Source organism: Acidovorax sp. sic0104 (assembly GCF_019219095.1).
In the GTDB taxonomy this organism is placed as follows: Bacteria; Pseudomonadota; Gammaproteobacteria; order Burkholderiales; family Burkholderiaceae_C; genus Acidovorax.
Genome location: NZ_JAHUWH010000009.1, coordinates 189176 through 210321 on the forward strand (window position 1 = coordinate 189176; position 21146 = coordinate 210321).

The following is a 21146-nucleotide window of genomic DNA, read 5'->3' on the forward strand; positions in this document are numbered from 1 at the left end:
GCCATGAACGATGCCCTGGTCATCGGCACGCAAGACATATCGCACAAGGACGGCATGGTGCTGCGCGCACTGGTGCGCTTGCTGGACGGCGGTATCAACATCCACGCGCGTTTCAGCGAGCGGATCGAAGAGTGCAACGTGGTCTTTGTGCCCGGCAACTGGCCCTACCGCCTGCGCGCCCCCTGCATCACCGTGCGGGTGAAGGACCCGGCGCAGCCGGATGAATCGCCCGGCTCGGACTGCGACCTGAGTGTGGCCACGCCCCTGCGCATGACCAATGTGATCGCTGTGCTCCAGTCGGCCACGCAGCGGGTGCATGGCGTGTCGCAGTTTGACCCGGTGCGGGGACAGCAGGCGCTGTTCGATCTGCTGGGCGAAAGAACCCGCACCGCAGAGCGCCGCCGCGCCGTGGTGCCGATGAGCTCCGGGCAGCAGATCGTGTTCGATTTTGTGAAGCAACTGGTTCACACCGCCATGCCGATGGAGGTGCTGCTCTCCGGCGCATACACCCTGGGCACGCCGCACCGCGTGAGCCCTGTGGAGGAAGAGCTGATCCGCTCCGTGCCTTCGCACAGCCTGCGGCATCTGCTGTGGGAACTGGCACTGCGGCTGGCGCAGGCGGGCGCCGCGACGCCTTCGCGCGCGGGCAGCTACCGGTTGCTTCGCTGGCCAGACGCCGTCGGCCTGGCTGCGCCGGGCCACCCGCGCCTGGCCGCCTTGTGGACCAGCCGCGCGCTCAGCCTGGAGCAGATCCGCGCCGTCAGCGGCGTGCCGGACGCCTCGGCAGGCTGGTTCCTTGAGGCCTGCCTGGCGCTGGGACTCGCGGTGGACGAAAGCACCCGCACCGGCGATGACCTGGGCACCGGAGACCACCGCATGCAGGTCGCCACCACGGCGCCAGCATCACCCCAACCTCCCGCTGCAGCCGCTCCACCGGGCTGGCTCAGCCATCTGCGTGAACGGCTCAAGCTATGGTGATGTCCTCTACCGACCCCTTTGCGCATGCGCACGACCTGAAGGTGGTGTTCACCGGCCCCATGGGCGCGGGCAAGACCACCGCCATCCGCGCGATCAGCGACGGTGCCGCGCTGTCCACCGACGTGCCCATCAGCGGCATCGAGGCCATGGCTGGCAAGACCATGACCACAGTGGGCCTGGACTACGGCGAGTGCAGCATCGACGGGCAATGGGTGCTCAAGCTCTTTGGCACGCCTGGGCAGGACCGCTTTCGGTTCATGTGGGACATCCTGGGCACCGGGGCCTTCGGGCTGATCGTGCTGGTGGACAACTCGGGGCCCGACCCCATCGGCGATGCCGAGCGCTATCTCAAGTCCTTCGCGCAGCAGATCCCCGCGCGTCGCACCGTGGTCGGCGTGGGCCGCACCGAGACCCATGCGTCACCCGGCATAGACGACTACTGCAGTCACCTGGAGGCACTGGGGCTGCACATTCCGGTGCTGGCGGTGGATGTGCGCCGCGACGCCGACGTGCGTCTGCTGCTTTCGGTTCTGGTCAGCATGGCGGAGGTCGAACACCATGAATAGTATTCCCGGCACGGCTGCGGCCGGCCATGTTCCATCGTCCTTGCGCCTGGTCACCATCGCGCGGCTGGCCGACATCCTGGCCGAGCTGCAGCGCGAGACGCCCGGCGTGCTGAGCGCCACGCTGGCCAGTGCCGACGGACTCACGGTGGCCTCCACGCTGTCGAGCAGCCAGGACGCCGACAAGCTCTCCGCCATGTCGGGCTCGCTCAGCGCGCTGGCCGGCGCCATGACCCGCGAAGCCGGTCATGGCACGCCCGAGCGGCTGATCCTCGAATCCAGCCACGGACACATCGTCACCCTGAGCGTGCCTGCCGCTTCGGGCGACTTGGTGCTGACAGTGGTCACCAACCAGTCGTCGCTGCTGGGCAAGTTGCTGTGGAGCTGCCGCAGCACCGCAGACCTTGTGACCGCCGCCTGCGCCGCGCAGTAGCGGGTACTCCCCCTTTCTTCTTCACCACCACCACCACCGGAGCATCGCCATGGCCCTCACACCCAAAGAACTTCTGAATCAGCTCATGCAGACCGAAGGCGCCATGTGCGCCGCGCTCGTGGATTCCAACAGCGGCATGCTGCTGGAGTCCGTCGGCACCGGCGTGGACCTGGAGTTGGCCGCTGCGGGCAACACCGAGGTCGTGCGCGCCAAGATGAAGACCATGAAGTCGCTGGGCATGCAGGGCGCCATCGAGGACATCCTGATCTCGCTGACCCACCAGTACCACATCATCCGCCCGGTGCAAAAGCACGAAGGCCTGTTCATCTACTACGTGCTGGACCGCAACCGCTCCAACCTTGCGATGGCCCGCCGCAAGGTGCAGGAGGTCGAGGTGCAGACGGCCATCTGAAGAACCGCGTGGCTCAGCCGGGCAGCGCTGCGGCGCAGCCGAACCAGCGCGGCAGGTGCCCGTGCGCCGCTTCCAGAGAGGAGAGCACGCCGTGGCAGCCCGCCGCCACCTCGTCGCAGGGGTGCTTGAGATCGGGCACCACCACAACGGCCACCCCGGCCGCCTGCGCGGCGCGCGCACCGTTCTCGCTGTCCTCGAACGCCAGGCAGTCGGCAGGGTCCACACGCAGCCGCTCGGCGGCCAGCCGGTACAGGGCGGGGTCGGGCTTGCCGCGTTCCACCTCGTTGCCGCCTGCCAGGGCCTGGAAGTGGTGAAGCACGCCCACGCGGGCAAGGCGGTGCTCGATCTCGTCGCGTCGCGACGACGATGCCACCGCGCACGGGACGCCGGCATCGCGCAGCGCGTGCAGCAGCAAGGCAGCACCGGGCTTGATGGGAAAGATCGGCTCGGCGCCAATGTCGTCAAGGCGTGCCGCAACCTCACGCCGCACCTTGTCGAACATGGCGCTTCCGCCCAGCATAGCGGCCAGCATGGCGTCGGATTCGGGCGAGGCTCTGCCCACCACCTGCAGGTAGTCCACCTCGGCCAACGCGCAGTCGAGGGCGCGCGCGGCGTCTAGCCAGGCGCGCAGGGTCACGCGCTCGGAGTCCACCAGCAGGCCGTCCATGTCGAAGATGGCTGCACGGAAGCGCCGCACGCTCTGTCGCACATCGGAAAAGGGTAAATTGCTCTGCATTTGATAGCTGATTACGCTTTGTACGAGCGCGCTAGAGGCCAGTTTGATGGAGTATTTGACGGCCAGATCCGCCTCACCCACGCTCCCGCAGTGCCCGCTCGATCCGATCCCGCCGCACCGTCGTCTTGGGCACCTTGAACGGGAACCACATGCGCACGTCTTCCTCCAGCCCGATGCCGTGCATGTAGTTGTAGATGGCCTTCTTCAGGCCTGCGCCCAGCGTGTCGTGGTCCACGCCCGTGGGGTCGATGAAAGCCACGTCGTTCTTGGCGAAGTCACCCGGTGGCAGGGGGGCGAGCGTCACGCCGTACTCCTCGGGGTTCTTGCCCACGGGTGAATGCACGGTGCAGGCAAAGCGGTGGAAGAAGCCGCTCTGGATGCATCCGTTGGCAAACAGCTGGCGCACATATTCGAGCGCGTCCACCGTGTCCTGCACGGTCTGCGTCGGAAAGCCGTACATCAGGTACGCATGCACCAGGATGCCCGCGTCGGTAAAGGCCTTGGTCACGCGCGCCACCTGGTCCACCGACACGCCTTTTTTCATGAGGTTCAAGAGTCTGTCCGACGCCACCTCCAGCCCGCCCGAGATCGCGATGCAGCCGCTGTCGGCCATCAGCTCGGCCAGATCGGGCGTGAAGGTTTTCTCGAACCGCACGTTGCCCCACCAACTGATGCCGGCATTGCGCGCGATGAGTTCTGTGGCCAGCGCCTTCAGGGCCTTGGGCGGCGCGGCCTCGTCCACGAAGTGAAATCCGGTTTGCCCCGTCTCGCGCACGATGGCTTCGATGCGGTCGGCCAGCACGGCGGCGCTGGCGCCCTCATAGCGGCTGATGTAGTCCAGGCTCACGTCGCAGAAACTGCACTTCTTCCAGTAGCAGCCGTGCGCCACGGTGAGCTTGTTCCAGCGCCCATCGCTCCACAGCCGGTGCATGGGGTTGAGCATGTCCAGCAGCGACAGGTAGCGATCCAGCGGCAGGCCGTCCCAGGTGGGTGTGCCCACCTCGGCAAAGGCGATGTCGGCCTCCATCATGTTGATGTACTGCACCGCGCCGTTGTCGCCGCGCACGAAGGTGCGCACCAAGCGCTGGCGGCCGCGTTCGCCGCGCAGGTGTTCCAGCAGCGCCAGCAGCGGGCGCTCGCCCGCGTCCAGCGTCACGTAGTCGAAGTGGTCGAACACGCGCGGGTCGGCCAGCTCGCGCAGCTCGGTGTTCACAAAACCGCCGCCCAGAACGGTGGCGATGTGCGGGTGCCGCGCCTTGATGGCCTGGGCGATGCGGAACGCCGCATACACGGACCCGGGGAACGGCACGGACAGCAGCACCACCGTTGGCTGGTGCTTGGCAATGGCCTCGTGCGTGAGCTGCTCCAGCAGCTCGTCCACCAGTGTGGAAGGGGCAGCGAGTGCCGTGGCCAGCGGGTCGAACGTGGGCTGGCTGCCCGCCAGCGATTCGGCATAGCGCACGAACTCAAAGCGCTCGTCCACCGCGTCGCGCAGCACGTCGGCCAGGTCGTTCAGATACAGCGTGGCCAGGTGCTTGGCCTTGTCGGTCAGGCCCAAAGCGCCAAAGGCCCAGCCCAGCGGGTCGCCACCCTCGTCATCCACGTACACATCCAGCGTGGCAAACCGGGGGCCCTCGGGCAGGTAGTTGCGGCCCACGATGCGGTGTGCCAGCGTGCTGTCGCGCCCCTGCAGAAAGGCAATGGCGGGGCCGATGGTGGCGAGGTAGCGGTCTCTTTGCGCCGCAAAACTTTGCACGGCGGGGCTCTGCTTCTTGGCAGGCAGCGCGTCCACCTTGGCTGCCACGGCCTTCAGGCCCTCGGGCGAGAGCAACTGCAGCACCAGCGCCAATGCCAGGTCCTCCTGGAACGCCGTCACCCCCCGCGAGCGCAGAAAGCCCGTGAGGTAGGCGGTGGAGGGGTACGGCGTGTTCAGCTGCGTCATCGGGGGGATGACGGAGAGCACGCGCTGGGCGGGTGAGGCGGGGGCGACGGCAGACATGGTGGAAACGGGCAATGGGGCGATGCGGTGCCGCCGCAGGGGTCGTGGAAGCCTGGATTATCCCGGCCCGGCTTTACCCCTGGTGGGCAGGGGGTGCCGGGGGCACCGCAGCCGCGCCGGGTGTGCCGCTAGGGATGTCCTGCATCACCCTCGCGAGTCGGTGGTAGTGCGGATCAGGACAGGCCGCAAGGCGTCTTTTTGCAGCCAATAGCGGGCTATTGGCAAGAAAAGCAACGCAGCGGACTGCCTGAGACCGCGCTATCACAGACCGCAGGGAGTGATGCAGGTCATCCCTGGTAGTTGTTCTTCACCCGCACATAGTGCTCGGCCGAATACTTGAGGTATGCGATCTCGGCGTCGGTGAGCGCGCGCTGGCGCACCGCCGGGCGGCCGATGTAGAGGTAGCCGCTCTCCAGCACCTTGCCGGGCGAGACCAGGCTGCCCGCGCCCAGCATCACGCGGTCTTCGATGATGGCGTCGTCCATCACGATGGAGCCCATGCCGATGAGGCATTCGTTGCCGATGCGGCAACCGTGCAGGATCACCGAATGGCCCACCGTGACGTAGTCGCCGATGACCAGCGGCGAGCCTTCGGGCTTGCTGGCGTTGCGGTGCGAGACATGGCCCATGGTCAGGTCCTGCACGTTGCTGCACACGCCCACGGTGATGCGGTTCACATCGCCGCGCAGCACGGCGTTGCACCACACCGAGCTGTCGCGGCCCAGCGTGACGTCGCCGATGACCTGGGCAGAGTCGTGGAGGAAAACGCCGGTGTCCAGAACCGGGGCGGTGTCGAGGTAGGGGGCGATGGGCATCTTGGTGTCAGGCTGCGTGGACAGAACGGGCGAGCGTAGTGCAAATCGCTCCTCACGCTGGCTTGCTGGCCAGGGTGGTGGCGTTGGTCAGCGCGCCGGGGCGCGGCGAGGAGCAGGTCTCGCAGAGGTTGCAACAGGGGCTGCCACCGCCTTGCCCGTGCTTCCAGGCTTGGCTTTTTTGGCGGGGGCCTTGGCCTCCTGGGTGGGCGCGACGTAGAACCCCAGGAACATGTCCACCGCATCCCCCACCACTTGCGCTTGCTGTGCGGCGCTCAAGGGCGGCTGGCCCATGGCCAGCTGGGGCCAGAACGCGAAGGCTTTGACCATGCCCTGCAGTTGCTGCGCGGCATAGGGCACGTCCATGGCGGTGCGCAGGCGGCCGTCCTGCTGGGCGGCGCGCAGCCAGCGCGGCAGGCCCTCTTCCTTGGCCGATAGCTTGGCGGTGATGCCGCGCGCTCGCTCGGGGGCGTGCATCATGTCGGCCATGGCCACGCGGCTCAGGTCGATGAAGCTCGCGTCGTTGAGCAGGCGCATCTTTTGCGCCAGCAGCTCCAGCAACTGGTCGCGCAGCGGGCGCGTGGGGGTGTAGGCCAACTCGTCTGGCGACTGGCTGCGCTCCCACATCAGCAGCAGGATGGCTTCGAACAGCTCTTCCTTGCTCGGGAAGTGGTTGTACACCGTGCGTTTGGACACATCCGCTGCTGCGGCCACGCGGTCCATGCTGGTGCCGTTGAAGCCGTGTTCGCGGAACTCGCCGATGGCGGCCTGCACGATGGCATCGCGCTTGCGGTCGGTCAGGCGAGGGGTGGACTGGGAGGCGGTCATGCGCAAATTTTACACCGGGTAGTTTACTTTTCCAGAAAGTGAACTACACTGTGCAGTGTAATTTCTATGTCGCAGATCCGGTGTCACTCTCCATCGTCCCCCGCCGCCGTCTGCTCCCGGCACTTTGTGTCGTCTTCGTTGTACTGATCGCCATGGCCTACAGCCTCTTTTCCCGCGCCGCCCAGCCGGTCGCCGCCTATGAACAGTCGCCGCAGTTTGCGGGTGGCAAGTTTCGCAACGTGGCACCCCGCCATGCGCTGGGCGCCCTCAAGACGCTGCAGGTGATGTGGCGCTTTGCCACCGGCAAGCCCGACGACTCGGTGCCGCAACAGCCCGTGCCGGTGTATGCGGTGATGCGGTCAGACCTGCTGGCCGCGCCCGACGTGAGCCTGTGGCGCCTGGGGCACTCCACGCTGCTCTTCAAGATCAACGGCCAGTTCTGGCTGACCGACCCGGTGTTTTCCGAGCGCGCCTCGCCGTTCCAGTTCCTGGGCCCCAAGCGCTTTCACGCGCCGCCCATCACCATCGACGAGCTGCCACCCATCACCGGCGTGATCCTGTCGCACGACCACTACGACCACCTGGACTACGCCGCCATCCAGAAGCTCGCGCCCAAGGTGGAGCACTTCATCACGCCGCTGGGCGTGGGCGACCGGCTCATCGGCTGGGGCGTGCCGGCGGCCAAGGTGCAGCAGTTTGACTGGTGGCAGGGCACCACCATCGGCGGGCTGCAGCTGGTGGCCACGCCTGCGCAGCATTTTTCGGGCCGGGGCCTGTCGGACGGCAACAGCACGCTGTGGGCCTCGTGGGTGCTGATCGCGGGCCAGGGCGCCGATCAGGTCCGCGTCTTCTTCAGTGGCGACACGGGCTACTTCGACGGCTTCAAGGCCATTGGTGAGCGGTTCGGCCCGTTCGATCTGACGCTGATCGAAACGGGCGCCTACAACGCCGACTGGCCCGACATCCACATGCACCCCGAGGAGAGCCTGCAGGCCCATCTGGACGTGAAGGGGCGCCATCTGTTCCCCATCCACAACGGCACGTTCGACCTCTCGCTGCACCCGTGGGTGGAGCCGTTCGAGCGCATCACCGCGCTCGCAGCGGCAGCGCAGGTGCCGCTGGTGGCTCCCATCATGGGCGAGCGGCTGGACATCCGGGCGCCTGAGCTGTCCACACACTGGTGGCGCAAGGTGGAGCCGCAGGCTGTGGTTCAGACGGAGGGCCTGGGCACGACCCTGGCTCCGCAGCCCGGCGCGTGGTGATGCACCAGCGCCCACATCACCGCTGACGCACGAGGCCGCCCACCAAGCGAGCGGCTGCGCGGATCTCTGCATCGTCAAACCCCGCATAGCCCAGCAGCCAGCCCCGGCGTGCCGACTGCATCGCATAGCGCGACAGCGGCGCCAGCATCACGCCCGCCGCCAGCGCCTTGCGGCTCAGGGTTTCGTCGTCGGTGCCGGGTGCTACCTCGTGCAGCAGGTGCATGCCACGATCGCTGGCGGCCAGTTGCCAGGCGCCGTTGCTGGCCTCGGCCAGTGCGGTGCGCAGCGTGTGTTGCCGCTGCAGGTACAGCTCGCGCATCTGGCGCAGATGCCGTAGCAGATGGCCTTCGGCAATGAAGCGTGCCAGCACGGCCTGCGTGTCGCCCGGTGCGTGCCGGTCGGTGATGGCGCGGGCCATGGCAAACGCCTCCACCAGAGCAGGCGGCACCACCACGAAGCCCAGGCGCAGGCCGGGGTGCAGCGTCTTGCTGAAGGTGCCCACGTACAACACGCGCTCCGAGCCCGGCAGGCTGCACAGCGCGGGCACACGCTGGGCCGCGCTGCCAAACTGGAATTCGCCGTCGTAGTCGTCCTCCACCACCCAGGCATCGTGCGTGCGGGCCCAGTGCAGCAAGGCCTGGCGCCGTGCCAGGTGCATGCACACCCCGGTGGGGAACTGGTGCGTGGGCGTGACCACGGCCATGCGTGCGCCGGGCCACTGCGCGGCGCCTGCGGCTATGCGCAGGCCCTGGGCATCCAGCGCCACGGGCCGCGCCAGCACGCCGTGGCCCAGCAGGCTGGCGCGGATGCCTGGGTAGCCAGGGTCTTCCACCAGCACCTCATCGCCCACGTCCAGCAGCAGCCGCGCGATCAGGTCGATGCCCTGCTGCGAGCCCGAGCACACCACCACCTGCGCCGCATCGCAGCGGATGCCGCGCGACGCCCACAGCCACAGTGCCACGGCCTGGCGCAGTTCGGGGTCGCCCGCAGGGTCCAGGTACTGTGCGCGTGCGCTGCGCTGGCCGGGGCTGGCCTGGCGCGCCAGGCGGTCCCACAGCGCAAACGGAAACGTGTCCACCTCGGGCGCGCCAATGCGGAATGCGCGCGCTGCCACATGCGGAGGCCGCCAGCGCGCCGCCGTCTCGGCAATGAGCTGCCCGCGCTTCGACAGCCCGCGCGGCGGCGCCACCAGTCCCTGCGCCGGGGCCGTGCCCGCGGCCTCGGACACATAGGTGCCGTCGCCCACCCGCGCTTCCACGTAGCCCTCGGCCTGCAGGCGCTGCACGGCCCAGAGCACCGTGTTGCGCGACACACCCAGGCCGGCCGCATGCTCGCGCGACGGCGGCAGGCGCGTGCCCGCAGGCAACCGCCCTTGCTCGATGGCGCTGCGCAACTGCTCGTACACCTGCTGGCGCAACAGGCCTGGGCGTGGGCTGGGTGCGCCCGCGGCGGCGGTGGGCGCCTTGGGATTGGCTCTGGCAACCGGCATGAATTGGCCCCTTGGTTGTGGCAATGCAGCCATAAACTGAAGAACCATTTTAGAAACCATCCGGGCTGCCTGCGACGCCCGGTCCCACAAGAAAGATCCTATGGCCGAGCACACCGCCACCATCGCCTGGTCCCGTGGCAGCGACGACTTTCTGGACAAGCGCTACCACCGCGCACACAGCTGGCAATTCGATGGCGGCGCCGTGGTGGCCGGGTCGTCATCGCCGCATGTGGTGCCGCTGCCCTACTCCGACGCTTCGGCGGTGGACCCCGAAGAAGCCTACGTGGCTGCGCTCGCGAGCTGCCACATGCTGTGGTTCCTGGACTTCGCCTGCCGCGCCGGCTGGCGCGTGGACAGCTACACCGATGCCGCCGTGGGCACCATGGCCAAGGATGCTGAGGGCCGCCTGGTCGTCGCGCGCGTGCAGCTGCGGCCCATCACGCGCTTCGACGCCGCGCACGCGCCCGGCAGCGAGGTGCTGGCCGACCTGCACCACCAGGCGCACGCGGCGTGCTTTCTGGCCAACTCGGTCAAGACGCAGATCGACTGCGCGCCCGTGCTGGAAGTGGGAGGGGCCTGACATGACCATTGCCAACCGCCAGTTCCAGGTGACCGACGCCGCCGTCCTGTACGGCCTGGTGCAGGCCCAGCCCCTGGCCACCCTGGTCGTCTCCCAAGAGGGCTCGATGCACGTCAACCACGTGCCGCTGTACCTCGACCCCACGCGCGGCCCGCACGGTACGCTGGTCGGCCACGTAGGGCGCGGCAACGGCGTGTGGCCGCTGTTGCCGCAGCATGCGGTGGCGGTGTTCCACGGCCCGCAGGCCTACGTGTCGCCGTCGTGGTACCCGTCCAAGGCCGTCGATGGCAAGCAGGTGCCCACCTGGAACTACGCCACGGTGCACGCCCACGGCACGCTCAGCGCGGTGGACGGCGACCCCGAGCGCCTGCGCGCGATCCTGCACAGGCTGACCGAGGCTCACGAGGCGCACCGCCCGCACCCCTGGCACGTGGACGATGCGCCTGTCGACTACCTGCACAAACTGCTGGGCGCCATCGTGGGCGTGGAGCTGGCGGTGGAGCGCTGGGAAGGGGTCTGGAAGGTGAGCCAGAACCGCACGGACACGGACCGCGCCGGCGTCGTTCAGGGGCTGACGGCGGAAGGCACGGCGCAAGCGCTGGCCATGGCGGCGCTGGTGGAACGAGGGCCGGGCATCTAGCCACTGATTGCTATCATATAAATAGCACTTGGCGCTTTGTGGTAGAGCCATAGAGCCTGTTTTTACCCAAAAGCGTCAGCATCCAACCGTACCGTTCGGGCTGAGCTTGCCGAAGCCTTGCGAGGCGCTTCGACAGGCTCAGCGTGAACGGCAATGGGGGCGGGGTGGTGATGGCAGGGCATGACGTGAAGCCCGGCACCAGCCGTGGCAACCCCACGGCATCACCCCTCCAGCATCTCCACCCGCAGCGACACCACCGGCCCCGCCACCGCAGGGTGAGCGCCCAGTGCGTGCACGGCCAGGTCCACCGTGGCCTGCGCCACCGCATCGGTCAGCACCAGCACCTGGGGCGCGCCGCCGGCGGGCAGCTGCTGGGCGCATGCCAGCTGCACCCGCGCCACGGGCACGTGCTGCGCTGCCAGCCAGGCGCCCACGGCCTCGATCTGCTGGGCCTGGTGCACGGGCACGCGCAGGTAGTGGCGGGTGTGCACGGCGGCGCGGGGCAGCACGGCCAGATGGTCGTGGATGGCCGGGGCGTGAAAGCCCAGGTGCGGCACGCGCTGCGCCGCGTGGGTGCCGTCGAGCCGGGCCACATCCACCAGGTCGGCGATCACGGCCGAGGCAGTCTGCTCGGATCCCGCGCCTGCGCCGTAGTACATCGTCACGCCCGAGGCGTCGCCTTTGACCATGATGCCGTTCATCGAGCCGTCCACATGCGCCAGCAAGTGATTGGCGGGCACCAGCGCGGGCTGCACGCGCAGCTCCACGCCGTCGGCACCATCGCCGTCCTGGCGGCGCCGCGCCACGCCCAGCAACTTGATGCGAAAGCCCAGTTGCTCCGCACAGGCCACGTCCAGGCCCTGCAGCGCAGCGATGCCCTCCACCTGCGCGTCCGCAAAGCGCAGCGGCATGCCGAACGCGTTGGCCGCCAGCAGCGTGATCTTGTGCGCGGCGTCGATGCCCTCGATGTCGAAGGTCGGGTCGGCTTCGGCGTAGCCCAGCGCCTGCGCCTGGGCCAGGGCCTCGGCAAAGCCCACGCCTTCGTCGCGCATCTTGCTCAGGATGAAGTTGGTGGTGCCGTTGATGATGCCGGCCACCCATTCGATGCGGTTGGCCGTGAGGCCCTCGCGCAGCGCCTTCACGATGGGGATGCTCACCGCCACCGCGCCTTCGTACGCCACGGCCACGCCGTGCTGGCGTGCTGCGGCAAAGATCTCGTTGCCATGCTCGGCCAGCAGCGCCTTGTTGGCAGTGACCACATGTTTGCCCGCACGGATGGCGGCCAGCACCCAGTCGCGTGCGGGGCCGGTGCCGCCAGCGGCCTCCACCAGCACATCCACGTCGGGGTGGGTGGCGACCTGCATGGGGTCGTTGGTCAGGGCCACTTCCTTGCCCACCACGCTCATGGCGCGGGCGAGGCTGCGGGCGCAGACCACCACCACCTTGATGCCCCGGCCCGCGCGGCCTGCGATCAGCGCCTGGTTGCGCGCCAGCACGCGGAAGGTGCCTGCGCCCACGGTGCCAATGCCAATCATGCCCACGCGCAGGGGGCGCATGGCCGTGGCGGACGACGGCAACGACGGGGCTTCGAGGGACTGGACTGGATCGCGGTACATGGACTTCTCCGGCTGACGAACGAACAAACAAAAAAACCCAGCTGCCAGAGCTGGGTTTCATTCACATTCGTCTTGGGGGAGAAGAGAGCGATCACCAGGTGGCTGCCGAAACGGCCACCTGCGCGTGCTCAGGTGGCCGCGGGGGTAATGGTGGTAATCATTCGTGCAACCACAACGGCCCGCGTAACGAACGCGCGCTGCATCATGCCCATGCCTTGGAAGGCAGTGGCGCGTGCGGCGAAGGCGGGGGTGGTGTACGACATGAGAAGGTGCAGTGTACCTGAGGGTGCGGGGCGCGCGTCAACCCTGGTTGGTGCGGTGTGTTGCGCGCAGACGCCGCACACCGGGCGGCAAATGGACAGGATGTCCAGGTAGTTTCAGGCGATTTTGCTATCGATCTAATAGCTTCCTGCGCTGGTTGGAAGCGCGTTGGAAGCCTATTTGTCCTTGAATGGCTGCACACCCAGCTGTGCCATCAGCTCGATGGCACCCGCGGGCGCCCGCTCCTTTGCGCCGTTGATGAAGTACACGAACACATCGCGCGGCCGCTCACCGCCCGTCCACGCGCGCACGCCATCCGCCCACTGCGTGATCGCCTCGGGCGCGTAGCCCGTGGGCACCTCTGCCTGGCTGCGCATCAGCCGCAGGTAGGCGAAGTCCGCCTGTGCATCGGCAATTGCCGGGAATTTCTCGGAGTCGGTGTGCACCGGCACGCAGCCGTAGCGGCGCGCCAGTGCGACGAAGGCGGGGGTGGCAAAGCTCTCGTGGCGCACATCGAGCGCATGGCGCAGGGGCAGGCCGTCCACGGCCTGGGGGAGCAGCGCGAGAAAGGCCTCGAAGTCGCCCGGCTCGAACACCTTGCCGGGCATGAACTGCCACACGATGGGGCCGAGCTTGTCCTTGAGCTCGGTGATGCCGCTCTCCACAAACCGCGTGACCGAGTCGCCGGCTTCCGCCAGCACGCGGCGATTCGTTGCAAAGCGGTTGGCCTTGAGCGAGAACATGAAGCCGTCGGGCGTCTCACCGTGCCACTTGGCGAAGGTCGGCGGCTTGAAGGTGCTGTAGTAGGTGCCGTTGACCTCGATGGCCGTGAGCTGGCGGCTGGCGTACTGCAGCTCCTTGCTGTGCGAAAGGCCCGCAGGGTAGAAGTTGCCGCGCCAGGGCTCGAAGGTCCAGCCGCCGATGCCGATGCGGATACTGCCATTTCTGCTACGTCTGGTGAAGGTGCTGTTGCTGGTGTCGTCCACGGCATTCCCCATCATGAAACCACGTTGGGGGCACTGTAGCAGCGGCTTCGCGCTACGGCTGCGGGCCGGGCAGCTCGACCCGCGCCTGGAGCCCCGGGCCCTCCTCGCGCGGCCCCAGCACCAGCCGGCCACCCAGTGCCTGGGCCAGTTCGTTCGCAATGGCCAGGCCCAGGCCCGTGCCGCCGGTGTTGCGGCTGCGCGAGTCTTCCAGCCGCACATAAGGCTGCAGCACGGCGGCCAGGTCGTCCTGGGGAATGCCCGGGCCCCGGTCCAGCACGCGCAGCAGCCATGGGCCGTGCGCCCCGGCTTCCAGGCTCAGCTCGGCCGCGCCGGCGAACTTGAGCGCGTTGTCGACCAGGTTGCACACCAGCCGGCGCAGGGCCTGCGGGCGCGTGTCGCAGGTGCCCCCTGCGGCGTGCAGCAGCGTCACGGGCAGGCCAGCGTCGGCGTAGTCGAACGCAATGCTCTGCAGCAGCGCGCGCAGGTCCACGCGCTGCAAGGGCTCCTGCACGGCCTGGGACGAGCGCGCATAGGCAATGCCCTCTTCCACCAGCGACTGCATCTCGGCCAGGTCCGCGTGCAGCTTGCCCTGCAGCGCAGGGTCGTCGAGCAGGTCGGCGCGCAGGCGCAAGCGGGTGATGGGCGTTTGCAGGTCGTGCGAGACGGCCGCCAGGATCTGCATGCGCTCCTGCAGATGCGCCTGGATGCGCTGCTGCATGCGGTTGAAGGCCTGGGCCGCGCGCTGTACCTCGCGCGGGCCGTCTTCGGCCAGCGGCACTGCAGGGCGGTCGGCGCCCAGCGCATCGGCCGCGTCGGCCAGCGTGCGCAGCGGCCGCGTGGCCGCCCGCACGGCCCAGGCGCACAGGCCCACCAGCAGCGCCAATTGCAGCGCCAGCGCGCCCAGCACCCAGGGGGAGACCTGCAGGCGGGGCTCGTCCATGTCCACGGCCAGCGGCGTGCCGTCGGCCAGCTGCAGCTGCAGGCGCAGCTCGGTGCCGGGCACGTGGGGGTCGATCACGCGCACCGTGCGGCCCGGCGGCAGCGTAGCGCCCACGGCGCCTGCAATCAGGCGGGCCATGTCGGACGGGTCCTCGGGTGCGTCCAGCGGCGCGGTCAGCGCGAACCGGTAGTTGCGGCGCGCCAGCCGGTCCATCCATTGCGGGCGTTCTGCGGCGGGCAGGCGGTCCAGCATGGCCATGGAACTGGCCACGTCGCTCGCCAGGTACGACACCATGGCACGGCGCATGGTCATGCTGCGTTCGGTGACCGCCAGCACGAAGGTCAGCGCATGCGCCAGTGCCAGGCCCAGCGCCAGCACCAGCAGGATGCGCCCGAACAGCGAGCGGGGCCACCAGCGCAGCGTCATGCGGCGGCCTCTCCCGGCGCGGGTGCGGTCGCCTGTGCGGCCTGCACGTCGGCGCAGAACACATAGCCCTCGTTGCGCACCGTCTTGATGTAGCGCGAGCCGCGGGCACCGTCGCCCAGCCGCTGGCGCACGCGGCTGACCAGCAGGTCGATGGAGCGGTCAAACACATCGGCATCGCGCCCCTGCGTGAGCTGCAGCAGCTGGTCGCGCGTGAGGATGCGCTGCGGGTGGTCCAGCAGCACGCGCAGCAGCCGGTATTCGGCGCCCGACAGTGCCACCACCGCGCCGGTGGCATCAAGCAAGTGGCGCGCCGTGGTGTCCAGCCGCCAGTCGCCGAACGCGAGATGGCGCGCGGGCTCTGCCACGGCCAGGTTGGGCGGCAGCATGCGCGTGCGCCGCAGTACGGCGTGGATGCGCGCCAGCAGCTCGCGCGCGGCGAAGGGCTTGGTCAGGTAGTCGTCCGCGCCCAGCTCCAGGCCCAGGATGCGGTCGGCCTCGTCGCTGCGCGCGGTGAGCATGATGATGGGCAGCGGCGGCGCGCCCGGGCTTCGCAGCTCGCGGCACAGCGCGATGCCGTCGGTGCCGGGCAGCATCAGGTCCAGCACCAGCAGGTCGATGCGCTGCGTGGCCAGCACCTCGCGCATCTGCCGCCCGTCGGCCGCCACGCTGACCTGCAGGCCCTGGCGCTGCAGGTACTCGGCCGCCAGCTCGCGGATGCCCGCGTCGTCATCGACGATCAGGATGTGGTCGGGCGGGGGCGCGGTCGTCATGGGCGTTGATTGTCCAGACTTTGGCGCCGCGTGGTGATGCCCCAGTAGGCCCGCATGTATCTGAACTTGTCTGGCGCCGCTGCCGACAAGCGCGCATACCAAAAGGCCTGTGCACGACAAACGGCCGATACGTGCGCTGGCTTCAATGCAGTCTTCCTGAACTTCACGAGGACTTGCCATGAAACCCTACACCGCCATCGGTGCCGCTGCTGCCCTGGCCCTGGCGCAGGTTGCCGGCGCGCAAGAGACTGCCATGCAGTCCACCACTGCCGGGCCGCCGGCATCGGCATCAATACCCCACCCCAAGGCCCCCCTGGGCCGCTGGATCACCGAAAGCGGCAACCTGGAAGTGGACGTCGCCCCATGCAACGGCCCCACCGCCAGCGGCGGCTCGCGCACCGGCTCGACCACCCTGTGCGGCAAGGTGGTGCGTGTGCTGGCCAACCGGTCCATGAGCGCACCCGGCACCGACATGGCTGTGGCAGACGCCCGCCCCGCGCTGGGAATGACCCTGCTGTCGGCCCTGCGCGATACCGGCGGCGGGGACTATCAGGGCGAGATCTACAACCGAGAAAACGCCAAGACCTACCGCGCCACCCTCACCCCCGCCGAGCCCGACCAGTTGCTGGTGCGCGCCTACGTCGGCATCCCGCTGTTCGGCAAGACGCAGGTGTGGCGCCGCCCGGCCGCAGAACACGGGGGTGCGCCATGACCATGGCCTCCACCTCGCCCTGGCTGGCCGTGGCAGCCGGCATGCTCACCGTGGGCGCGCCCTGCGTGCTGCCCATGCTGCCGGTGGTGCTGGGCGCTTCGATGGGCGGCAGTGGGGGCAACGGCGGGAGGGTTTCGCAGCGCACGCGCCCGCTGTTCATCGCGCTGGGCTTTGCGCTGTCGTTCGCGGCCGTCGCGCTGCTGTTCAGCAGCTTCACGCAGGTGCTGGGCGTGTCGCAGGAAGGGCTGCGCCGCTTCGCGGCCGTGATGCTGCTGGTGTTCGGCGTGCTCACGGTGTGGCCCCGGCCGTTCCAGTGGCTCAGCCAGCAGGCAGGCGGCCTGCTCGGGCGTGTGGCAGGGCTGGGCATGGGTTCGTCGGGGGGCAACTGGGGCGGCCTGCTGCTGGGGCTGAGCCTGGGCGCGGTGTGGACCCCCTGCGCCGGGCCGGTGCTCGCGTCCATCCTCACCCTGATCGCCACCGAGCCGCCCGGCGTGGGCACCGCCGGGCTGCTGCTGGCGTATTCAACCGGCGCCGCGCTGCCCATGCTGGCCATCGCCTACGGCGGCCAGGCAGCGGCCAGCCACGTGCGCCGCTTGTCGCGCCACGCGCACCGTGTGCAGCAGGCCTTTGGCGTGGTGGTCATCGCCGTCGCGCTGGCCATGTTGCTGGAGGTCGATGGCCAGGTCATCGTCTGGCTGTCGCAGTTCTACCCCTCGTTTTCTGGCGGGCTGTGAGCAGCCCGCAGCAAGGAGTTTTCAGCATGACATCGCACCCTTCTTCTTCACCCATTGTTTTGCCGCGCCGCGCCTTCCTCGCGTCTGCCGCTGGCGTGGCCGCAGCCGTGGCAGCGCCCGCCATCACCCGGGCGGCGGGCCTCGCTGTCCAGGCCGCCACGCTGCCCGACTTCGGCCCCGCGCCGGAGTTCACCGGCATCGAGCGCTGGCTCAACTCCGAGCCCCTCAGCCTGGCCCAGTTGCGCGGCCGCGTGGTGCTGGTGGACTTCTGGACGTATGCCTGCATCAACTGCATACGCACCCTGCCGCACGTGAACCGCTGGGCCGAGCTGTACACGCCACAGGGCCTCACCGTGGTGGGCGTGCACACGCCGGAGTTTCCGTTCGAGCGCACCACCAGCAACGTCGAGGTGGCCATGCGCCGCCACGGCGTGAAGCACCCCGTGGCGCAGGACAACCGCTACGGCACCTGGAAGGCCTACAGCAACCAGTACTGGCCTGCTGCCTACCTCATCGATGCGCAGGGCCGCATCCGCTACAAGCACTTTGGCGAAGGCGAATACGAACGTACCGAAGCCGTGATCCGCGCGCTGCTGGCGGCGCGGGGTTAGCCCGCGCGCTTTGTTTCCCCCGGCCATTCCTCTCCCGGGCTTGCCCCCATTCACCTTTGCAGGACCTTCACCCCATGCCGTTCCCTCGTCTTCGATTCGCCTTGGTCACGCTCGCAGCCACCGCAGCCGCTGTCAGCATGGCCTCTGCCAGCCACGCCCAGGCACCGCAACTGCCGCCGCCCGACGCCACCCAGCCCGCCGCGCTGCGGCTGATGCAGGGCTTTCCGCCGCCGCCCGACAAGATCGTGCGCCTGGACAACATCCTGCAGTACCCCAACGTGCGCTGGGCCGCGCACCACCTGCGCGAACTGGGGCCCACGGCCGCAGTGTGGCGCGGCGCGGGCGCGCCCAGCGCATTGCCCGCAGCGGCCCGCACGCTGAACGACGCACTGCCCGTGCCCGACGGCAAGGGCGGCACCACCACGCTGGCCGACTGGCAAAAGGCCACCTACACCGACGGCCTGCTGGTGCTGCACCGTGGCCAGGTGGTGTACGAGCGCCACCACACCGGCATGCAGCCGCACCAGCCGCACGTGCTGTGGTCCATGAGCAAATCGCTCACCGGCCTGCTGGTCACCGAACTCATCCAGGAAGGCGCGATCGACCCGACAGCGCCGGTCCCTCGCTATCTGCCCGAGCTGGCCACCAGCGCCTGGGCCGATGCCACGGTGCAGCAGACGCTGGACATGACCACCGGCGTGCAATACGCCGAGAACTTTGCCGACCCGACGTCCGGCGTCTTCCAGTACCTGGCCGCCGCAGGCCTGCAGCCCGCGCCGCCCGGCAGCAGTGCCGCGAAAAGCATGGCCGAGTTCCTGCCCACGCTGAAGAAGGAGGGCGAGCACGGCAACGCGTTTGCGTACAAGTCTGTGGACACGGAAGTGCTGGGCTGGCTGCTGCAACGCGTGACGGGCAAGCGCTACGCCACGCTGCTGTCCGAGCGCATCTGGTCGCGACTGGGCGCGCAGGAAGATGCGTATGTGTTTGCCGACGCCAATGGCGGCCAGTCCACCAGCGTGGGTGTGAACGCCACGCTGCGCGACCTGGGCCGGCTGGGAGAAATGCTACGCGCCAACGGCCGCTACAACGGGCAGCAAATCGTCGCGCCCGCCACCATCGCAGAGCTGCGCAAGGGCGCGGACCCGGCCCGATTCAGCAAGGCGCCCGGCACCGCCATGCGCGCGGGGTACTCGTACCACAACCAGTGGTGGGTGCCGCACGATGCGGACGGCACGCTCGAGGCCAAGGGCCTGATGGGCCAGCACATCCACATCAACCCGGCGGCGGAGCTGGTGGTGGTCAAGCTGTCCACACACCCGGTGCCCAACACGGCCTTCACGCACGCGGTGGACCGGCAGGCGTTCGCCGCGCTGGCGGCGGCGGTACGGGCCCGCTAGGGCGGGGGGTGGTGTGCAGCCGGTGTCACACCACGGCCTTTACGGCCGTGCCCTATGACCTATGACCTATGACCTATTGCACCAGCTTGGCGGTCAGCGTGATCTCCGGCACCGACGCCAGCGCCTTCGACAGCGGGCAGTTGGCCTTGGCGTCGGCCGCGATCTTCTGAAAGGTCGCATCGTCGATGCCCGGCACCTTGGCAGTCAGCGTGAGCGCGATGCGGTCGATCACAAAGCCGTCGCCGTCCTTGGACAGGCGCACGCTGGCGGTGGTGTCCACGGTTTCGGTGGCAATGCCCGCCTTGTCCGCCGCAAACGAAAACGCCATGTTGAAGCAGGCAGCATGCGCCGCGCCCACGATCTCTTCGGGGTTGGTGCCTTTGCGGTCGTCGCCGAAGCGGCTGGCAAAGCCATAGGGGTACTTGTTCAGCGCGCCGGTCTCGGTGCTGATCTGTCCCTGGCCGGCTTTGCCGGCACCTTCCCAGTGAACGCTGGCTTTCTTTTCAGACATGGCGTGGCTCCTTGTGCATGGTGGATGCATGCAGTGGTGGTGGTGGGTGAACGGCCGGGCAAAAACCCGGGCTCCGAATCACACCACAGACGTGTCGCCCCGGGTGTGGGACAAGGCCGCTTCGTCCCCCGCCGCCTGGTTCAGCTGCAAGCCACCGTGCAAGCCCGGCGTCCGCACCATGCGGATCGCATCGAACGGGCAGCGCACGGCGCACTGCGCACACCCGGTACAACCCGCCGCATCGTGCAGCGCAGACCGCTTGGGCCCCCAGCCGGCATCGCCCTGCACCTGCAGCGACAGCACATGCGGTGCACACACCGCCACGCACCAGCCGCAGCCCGTGCAGCGGGCGGTGTCGATGGCAGGCAGGGCTTTGCGGGTCGTGGTCATGCGGTGGGGCCGTTCAGGGCCTGTACAGCGCGCTGCAGAGCCCTGGGTGGCGCCACAGCTTACCGCGCAGCGCTGCGGCGGTCGAGTGGCGCTACGGCCGGTGTTTGGCCCACTGGGACGGCGGGCGTACAGTGCGCCCATGCAACCCCATGGCGACCACCCTCACACCGACAGTCACATTGACACTCACATCACCCGGCACCTCATCATCCGTGGCCATGTGCAGGGTGTGGGCTACCGCTGGTCCCTGGTGCAGGCCGCCCAGCAGCGCGGCCTTCAAGGCTGGGTGCGCAACCGCCGCGACGGCAGCGTCGAAGCCCTGGCCACCGGCCCTGCAGATGCCGTGCAGTCCCTCATCGACTGGGCCCACCAGGGCCCGCCGCATGCGCGGGTGGATGCGGTGGAGGTGGCCAGCTTGCATGCCTCGCCGGAAGTTTTGTCAGGCTTTGTGCAGCGCGAGACGGTGTAGCCCAGCAGGCTTGCCGTGGGAGTCGCTGGCCTGCCTGGGCAGGCCTTGTGCTCAACCTTTGCGCTTCAAGTCCCGCGCCCCATAGGCACAGTAACCCGGCTTGGGGCTCTTCTTCTGCGGGTGCAGCCTGCACGTCTCGGGCCGCTTGTCGTACACCGTGCACCGCCGCGTCTTCGGGTCCAGAAAATTGCAGTCCCCGCTGGCCCGCCGCGCCATCGTGAACACCGCGTTCTTGTGGTTGAAGTGGTCGATCAGCCGCGCCTTCTGCAGCCGCTTGGCAATGTGCCGAAGCTCTTCATGCTCGGCCTCGAAAGGGTCCACCAGCTCCAGCCGCACCAGGTCGGGCAGCTGCACCTCCAGCGGCATCGTGCAGCAATTGGCCGCACAGGTATCGCACAGGCCCGCGCGATAGCGGGTCCAGGTGTCCAGACGGTCGACGTCAACGATGGCAATGGGGGAGCGCATGGGGTTGCGATTGTGCCTGTGCGCGCACCGGGGCGGCCAGCGCACCCAGAAAAACACCGGGGCCCACGGCAGTCAGCCGTCCCGCGCATCCCCGCTGTCGCCGCATTGGGCGCTTGACCTACGCCA

Annotated in this window: 25 protein-coding genes; 12 read left to right on the forward strand and 13 right to left on the reverse strand. The window is 68.6% G+C overall.

Annotated features, from left to right (window positions below; genetic code table 11):
* Positions 1 to 3: 3 nt before the first annotated feature.
* The 4 genes from KW835_RS16105 to KW835_RS16120 are packed head-to-tail and all read left to right on the forward strand — an operon-like array spanning position 4 to position 2386.
* Complete coding sequence (locus KW835_RS16105; RefSeq protein WP_218384113.1) at positions 4 to 978, forward strand: hypothetical protein; 975 nt, start codon at positions 4 to 6, stop codon at positions 976 to 978.
* On the forward strand, positions 978 to 1544 hold the full coding sequence (locus tag KW835_RS16110) for an ATP/GTP-binding protein (RefSeq protein ID WP_218384115.1): 567 nt from the start codon (positions 978 to 980) through the stop codon (positions 1542 to 1544). The genes KW835_RS16105 and KW835_RS16110 overlap by 1 nt, the downstream gene beginning before the upstream one ends.
* Positions 1537 to 1974, forward strand: a complete 438-nt coding sequence (locus tag KW835_RS16115) for a roadblock/LC7 domain-containing protein (protein WP_218384117.1) — start codon at positions 1537 to 1539, stop codon at positions 1972 to 1974. Before KW835_RS16110 ends, KW835_RS16115 begins: the two co-directional genes overlap by 8 nt.
* Positions 1975 to 2023: 49 nt before the next feature.
* Complete coding sequence (locus KW835_RS16120) at positions 2024 to 2386, forward strand: hypothetical protein (protein WP_218384118.1); 363 nt, start codon at positions 2024 to 2026, stop codon at positions 2384 to 2386.
* 13 nt (positions 2387 to 2399) lie between these two features.
* Here KW835_RS16120 and KW835_RS16125 read toward each other — a convergent pair whose 3' ends face one another.
* The 4 genes from KW835_RS16125 to KW835_RS16140 form a co-directional block, all read right to left on the reverse strand.
* On the reverse strand, positions 2400 to 3122 hold the full coding sequence (locus KW835_RS16125) for an HAD family phosphatase (RefSeq protein ID WP_218384120.1): 723 nt from the start codon (positions 3120 to 3122) through the stop codon (positions 2400 to 2402).
* 73 nt (positions 3123 to 3195) lie between these two features.
* A complete protein-coding gene (locus KW835_RS16130) occupies positions 3196 to 5064 on the reverse strand; it encodes a radical SAM protein (RefSeq protein WP_218384235.1) in 1869 nt (622 codons plus the stop codon).
* Between the two features lie 344 nt (positions 5065 to 5408).
* Positions 5409 to 5936, reverse strand: a complete 528-nt coding sequence (locus KW835_RS16135; protein WP_218384122.1) for a gamma carbonic anhydrase family protein — start codon at positions 5934 to 5936, stop codon at positions 5409 to 5411.
* An 87-nt stretch (positions 5937 to 6023) separates the two neighbouring features.
* A complete protein-coding gene (locus tag KW835_RS16140) occupies positions 6024 to 6761 on the reverse strand; it encodes a TetR/AcrR family transcriptional regulator (RefSeq protein WP_218384124.1) in 738 nt (245 codons plus the stop codon).
* Between the two features lie 152 nt (positions 6762 to 6913).
* Here KW835_RS16140 and KW835_RS16145 point away from each other — a divergent pair, with 152 nt between their 5' ends.
* Positions 6914 to 8023: an MBL fold metallo-hydrolase gene (locus KW835_RS16145; RefSeq protein ID WP_218384127.1), complete on the forward strand. Its 1110-nt coding sequence runs from the start codon at positions 6914 to 6916 to the stop codon at positions 8021 to 8023.
* 16 nt (positions 8024 to 8039) lie between these two features.
* On the opposite strand, the gene KW835_RS16150 is transcribed toward KW835_RS16145, so the two are convergent.
* Complete coding sequence (locus tag KW835_RS16150; protein ID WP_255593578.1) at positions 8040 to 9512, reverse strand: PLP-dependent aminotransferase family protein; 1473 nt, start codon at positions 9510 to 9512, stop codon at positions 8040 to 8042.
* A gap of 100 nt (positions 9513 to 9612) precedes the next feature.
* Between KW835_RS16150 and KW835_RS16155 the strand changes: the two genes are divergently transcribed.
* Entirely contained in the window at positions 9613 to 10092 is a 480-nt protein-coding gene (locus KW835_RS16155; protein WP_218384129.1) for an OsmC family protein, read from the forward strand.
* Between the two features lies 1 nt (position 10093).
* Positions 10094 to 10732 (forward strand): FMN-binding negative transcriptional regulator, encoded by a 639-nt coding sequence (locus KW835_RS16160; RefSeq protein ID WP_218384131.1) that lies wholly within the window; start codon positions 10094 to 10096, stop codon positions 10730 to 10732.
* Positions 10733 to 10953: 221 nt separating this feature from the next.
* Here the strand turns inward: KW835_RS16160 and KW835_RS16165 are convergent, their stop codons facing one another.
* The 5 genes from KW835_RS16165 to KW835_RS16180 form a co-directional block, all read right to left on the reverse strand.
* Entirely contained in the window at positions 10954 to 12348 is a 1395-nt protein-coding gene (locus KW835_RS16165) for a homoserine dehydrogenase (RefSeq protein WP_218384133.1), read from the reverse strand.
* A gap of 128 nt (positions 12349 to 12476) precedes the next feature.
* The gene (locus KW835_RS26870) at positions 12477 to 12611 is read right to left on the reverse strand and encodes a hypothetical protein (protein WP_255593580.1); all 135 of its coding nucleotides are present in this window, start codon (positions 12609 to 12611) and stop codon (positions 12477 to 12479) included.
* A gap of 174 nt (positions 12612 to 12785) precedes the next feature.
* Positions 12786 to 13610, reverse strand: coding sequence for a DUF72 domain-containing protein (locus KW835_RS16170; RefSeq protein ID WP_255593581.1), 825 nt, complete (start codon positions 13608 to 13610; stop codon positions 12786 to 12788).
* 37 nt (positions 13611 to 13647) lie between these two features.
* Positions 13648 to 14961, reverse strand: a complete 1314-nt coding sequence (locus KW835_RS16175) for an ATP-binding protein (protein ID WP_218384134.1) — start codon at positions 14959 to 14961, stop codon at positions 13648 to 13650.
* Complete coding sequence (locus tag KW835_RS16180; protein WP_218384136.1) at positions 14958 to 15731, reverse strand: response regulator; 774 nt, start codon at positions 15729 to 15731, stop codon at positions 14958 to 14960. The genes KW835_RS16175 and KW835_RS16180 overlap by 4 nt, the downstream gene beginning before the upstream one ends.
* A gap of 178 nt (positions 15732 to 15909) precedes the next feature.
* Between KW835_RS16180 and KW835_RS16185 the strand changes: the two genes are divergently transcribed.
* The 4 genes from KW835_RS16185 (at position 15910) to KW835_RS16200 (ending at position 19185) form a co-directional block, all read left to right on the forward strand.
* A complete protein-coding gene (locus KW835_RS16185) occupies positions 15910 to 16443 on the forward strand; it encodes a DUF2147 domain-containing protein (RefSeq protein ID WP_218384138.1) in 534 nt (177 codons plus the stop codon).
* The gene (locus KW835_RS16190; protein ID WP_370633636.1) at positions 16440 to 17177 is read left to right on the forward strand and encodes a cytochrome c biogenesis CcdA family protein; all 738 of its coding nucleotides are present in this window, start codon (positions 16440 to 16442) and stop codon (positions 17175 to 17177) included. Before KW835_RS16185 ends, KW835_RS16190 begins: the two co-directional genes overlap by 4 nt.
* A gap of 26 nt (positions 17178 to 17203) precedes the next feature.
* Positions 17204 to 17788, forward strand: a complete 585-nt coding sequence (locus KW835_RS16195; RefSeq protein WP_218384140.1) for a thioredoxin family protein — start codon at positions 17204 to 17206, stop codon at positions 17786 to 17788.
* Between the two features lie 74 nt (positions 17789 to 17862).
* Positions 17863 to 19185 (forward strand): serine hydrolase, encoded by a 1323-nt coding sequence (locus KW835_RS16200; protein WP_218384142.1) that lies wholly within the window; start codon positions 17863 to 17865, stop codon positions 19183 to 19185.
* A 73-nt stretch (positions 19186 to 19258) separates the two neighbouring features.
* Here the strand turns inward: KW835_RS16200 and KW835_RS16205 are convergent, their stop codons facing one another.
* On the reverse strand, positions 19259 to 19696 hold the full coding sequence (locus tag KW835_RS16205) for an OsmC family protein (protein ID WP_218384144.1): 438 nt from the start codon (positions 19694 to 19696) through the stop codon (positions 19259 to 19261).
* A gap of 78 nt (positions 19697 to 19774) precedes the next feature.
* A complete protein-coding gene (locus KW835_RS16210; protein ID WP_218384146.1) occupies positions 19775 to 20086 on the reverse strand; it encodes an ATP-binding protein in 312 nt (103 codons plus the stop codon).
* A 139-nt stretch (positions 20087 to 20225) separates the two neighbouring features.
* On the opposite strand from KW835_RS16210, the gene KW835_RS16215 reads away from it, so the two are divergent.
* Positions 20226 to 20555: an acylphosphatase gene (locus KW835_RS16215; RefSeq protein WP_218384154.1), complete on the forward strand. Its 330-nt coding sequence runs from the start codon at positions 20226 to 20228 to the stop codon at positions 20553 to 20555.
* Between the two features lie 51 nt (positions 20556 to 20606).
* Here KW835_RS16215 and KW835_RS16220 read toward each other — a convergent pair whose 3' ends face one another.
* Entirely contained in the window at positions 20607 to 21020 is a 414-nt protein-coding gene (locus KW835_RS16220) for a YkgJ family cysteine cluster protein (protein WP_218384156.1), read from the reverse strand.
* Between the last annotated feature and the right edge of the window lie 126 nt (positions 21021 to 21146).